This window comes from Mycolicibacterium vinylchloridicum (assembly GCF_013404075.1).
GTDB classification, from domain to species: Bacteria; Actinomycetota; Actinomycetes; order Mycobacteriales; family Mycobacteriaceae; genus Mycobacterium; species Mycobacterium vinylchloridicum.
The window spans coordinates 1-2278 of sequence record NZ_JACBJQ010000154.1 but is presented as its reverse complement, the minus strand read 5'-3'; the positions used below and the strand labels follow the sequence as shown (position 1 = coordinate 2278).

The window sequence follows — 2278 nt, the reverse complement described above, 5'->3', positions numbered from 1 at the left end:
GATCGGCTTACCCGTCTCAAGCACGATCCGCACAGCGCCCTCACGGAACTCCCGGTCGTACTTCTTCCGTTTCTCTGACATCGCTACTCCTTATAGCCGATGCCTCCACGGTCTCGGGGGAAGGCCACCCCCACCGAGAGCCGCACTCCCGCACACAGCCTCATCGACGCCCTGGCCGACAACCTGCCCTGGGCGCAGAAACTCGGCACCCCCGACACCGACCGCGACACCGCGATCGACCGCGCCCACACCCACCTGGCCGAGCGCGAACCGGTCACCACCGAAGACCGCCACGCCGCCGACCTCCTAGCCCGCCGCGACACCCTGCACGACACCTACCAAACCCAGTACAAACCCCGCCTGCGCACCCACACCCATGAACACACCCGCGACCACGGCCTCGACCTCTAAATCGCCGCGACGACGCACACCCGGTTGGGGTGACGACCAAGCCCAGGGCCTAGTCGGGAGCGCTCATCGGGGTCATGGCATCGCCCAGTTCTCCTGCAGTGAGTGGGTCGCGGTCTCCGGCGACTCAGTCGTTCATGCGGGGCGGCAGCGGTGAGTCGGCGAGGCACGTGGTGACGACGTCGAATGCGCTGTCGTCGTAGTCCGTTTCCTCTTTAAGCGGGTAGATCAGGCGAAGGGTTCGCCTGTCTGACGTGCTTGCTTGGTCGTCGCCCGGGATCATGCCGCCGACGCGGCCGTTGAGGTCGTGCACGTCGATCAGGCCGAATTCCTTGAGTTCGTGTAGCGAGGTGTAGGCCTCGGGCCGTATGCCGTAGTGCCCCCATTTCGTCTTGTCGGCGATGCCGATGCCGATGCCGTCGTCGGGGGGTCGGGGGATATCGCCGAATCGCTGCGTGGCGTCGATGATGATCAGTAGGGTCGCCAGTTCCTCGGCGGTGAGTACGAGGTGCCATCCCGCACGGAAGAAGCCGGCGGGGATGCCGATGACGTCAGCGGCCCCTTCACCGGGCACTCGGTACCGTTTTCCCGACGCGCCTTCATCGAGAAGCGTGAACGCGTCGTAGCGCCCGGCGGCGCCGGCGTGGCCTACACCAACCAGGCGGTGGGCGTGGAGTGCGCGCAGGGCGCGAACCATCCGCAAGTTGAGTTCGCGGGTGTCGACGCCGCTTCCGCCGAGGGCGTTCAAAGTGGCCCACGAGTCCGCCGATGGTCGGTCGAACACATTGTGATGTCGATTGTCAACGCGCGCGCCGGGCGCGAACTCGAGGTGTGCGGCATAGATCGCACCGAGGTAGACCTGTTGAGCGTTGCCGGGCCGGTGGATCAGCTTGGTGTTAGGGGGGCGGGTGTCGACGTCGCCCTGGCGCGTCGCCAGGAGACTTCCGGCGGTGCGCGGCGCTCGGGGTGTGTCAAGCCAGATGAAGTCGGTGCGCAGACGGATCGTCGGTTGCTGCCCCCGGTCCAGGCGGCTGTATCCCTTCAGGGCTGCCCTGATGGCGTTCGACCGCTCACGTAGCAGCTTCAGTCTTCGACGCCGGATGGCCTGGGCCTTCTGACGACGTGATCGGTGCCAGCGATCGTTCTTCTCGGCTTCCTGGACTGCCTCCAGGATCGGGCCAAAGCCGGTTTTCATGGTCAAATCAAGCCGGACGGGTAATTCGACGCGGGGTATCTGCTGGCGGTCATTACTTAAGTGTATAGGGAGTATTTGGTACATCCCGCCAGCGGGTACCCGACTATCCGCTAGCAGATACCCATGACCGAGAGGACGCACCGCCAAGATTTCGCCACGATGCTGCCCATGAAGAGCGAACACACTCCGAAGCGCCTGCAGCGCATCGTCGACCGAGGTTGGGACTACACCGTGCGCTACATGCTTCTGTACCTGGCGGTGAGCGGAAGGCTTCGAGTGCTCGGGTCGTGCATCGGTGCGCTCGGCCTCGTGGCGTACACGATGTTGGGGTACCGGCCATGACTCAGCCCAACGGGGTCTGTCTAGTTGGGCGTGCAGGCGCGCCGACTACGTCGTCGCGGCGATTTTTAGAGGTCGAGGCCGTGGTCGCGGGTGTGTTCATGGGTGTGGGTGCGCAGGCGGGGTTTGTACTGGGTTTGGTAGGTGTCGTGCAGGGTGTCGCGGCGGGCTAGGAGGTCGGCGGCGTGGCGGTCTTCGGTGGTGACCGGTGAACCGTCCTGGTCTGGATGGAGACCTCGGTTATGCCACCTCTGTTGTTGAGGCGACGGTGTGACGGTACCGGTCCTCGTACTCCGAGGGCGAGAGATAGCCCAGGGCCGAGTGCAGGCGGGTGGT

Annotated in this window: 3 protein-coding genes; 2 read left to right on the top strand and 1 reads right to left on the bottom strand. The window is 65.0% G+C overall.

Annotation, left to right across the window (positions count from 1 at the left end; translation table 11 throughout):
• The first annotated feature begins 99 nt into the window (after nucleotides 1–99).
• Nucleotides 100–411: a hypothetical protein gene (locus HPC46_RS34220; RefSeq protein ID WP_179476414.1), complete on the top strand. Its 312-nt coding sequence runs from the start codon at nucleotides 100–102 to the stop codon at nucleotides 409–411.
• Between the two features lie 124 nt (nucleotides 412–535).
• Here the strand turns inward: HPC46_RS34220 and HPC46_RS34215 are convergent, their stop codons facing one another.
• Nucleotides 536–1750: a hypothetical protein gene (locus HPC46_RS34215; protein WP_179476413.1), complete on the bottom strand. Its 1215-nt coding sequence runs from the start codon at nucleotides 1748–1750 to the stop codon at nucleotides 536–538.
• 21 nt (nucleotides 1751–1771) lie between these two features.
• On the opposite strand from HPC46_RS34215, the gene HPC46_RS34210 reads away from it, so the two are divergent.
• Nucleotides 1772–1945 carry a hypothetical protein gene (locus HPC46_RS34210; protein ID WP_179476412.1) on the top strand — a complete coding sequence of 58 codons (174 nt, stop codon included), beginning with the start codon at nucleotides 1772–1774 and terminating at the stop codon, nucleotides 1943–1945.
• Nucleotides 1946–2278: the final 333 nt, after the last annotated feature.